At 65.3% G+C, this 670-nt stretch carries 1 protein-coding gene; it reads right to left on the reverse strand.

Annotated elements, in window-relative coordinates:
• Positions 1 to 430 (reverse strand): glutathione peroxidase (locus ACXJKJ_RS30760; RefSeq protein WP_457395290.1); only part of this gene is annotated, 430 nt, incomplete at its 3' end.
• Positions 431 to 670: the final 240 nt, after the last annotated feature.

Here is a 670-nt window from a genome sequence, read left to right on the forward strand (position 1 = left end):
GCGCATAGCGTTCCAGCACCTGCCCATCGCGCCCGACCAGGAACTTGCTGAAGTTCCACTTGATCCCGCGCGTGCCCAGCAGCCCGGACTTCTCCGCCTTGAGCCACTGCCACAGCGGATGCGCGCCCTCGCCGTTGACGTCCACCTTGTCCGACAGCGGGAAATCGACCGCGTAGGTCAACGAGCAGAAATTGCGGATCTCGTCGGCGTTGCCCGGCTCCTGGTGCCCGAACTGATCGCACGGGAACCCGATCACCACCAGCCCGCGTGCCGCGTACTCCCGACACAACGCCTCCAGCCCCTCGTACTGCGGGGTGAARCCGCACTTGCTGGCCRCRTTGACCACCAGCAGCACCTTGCCMCSGTACTGCTCCAGCGGCTGTGGCTGGCCGGTGAGGTCCACGAACGAGAAATCGAATGCGCTGGTCATGGGAAAGGCTCCGGTGGAAGGGGATCATCTTAGCGCCGTGGGGGTGTGGGGCTGCTGCCGAGAGCAGCCACCCATGGGGTGGCTCTACCGATTCGGGTTCATGCGGAGGAGGCCAGCGGGCGGCACCTGCGGTTCCAACACAGCAATCGGACGTCAAGCGATTCGACGCCTGCTCCAACCCGCAATCCCATGCCTTTCGACACAAGCCCCACGCCATCGCGCCGGGGTAACCTCGTGCAC

This window comes from Roseateles sp. P5_E1, assembly GCF_054049335.1.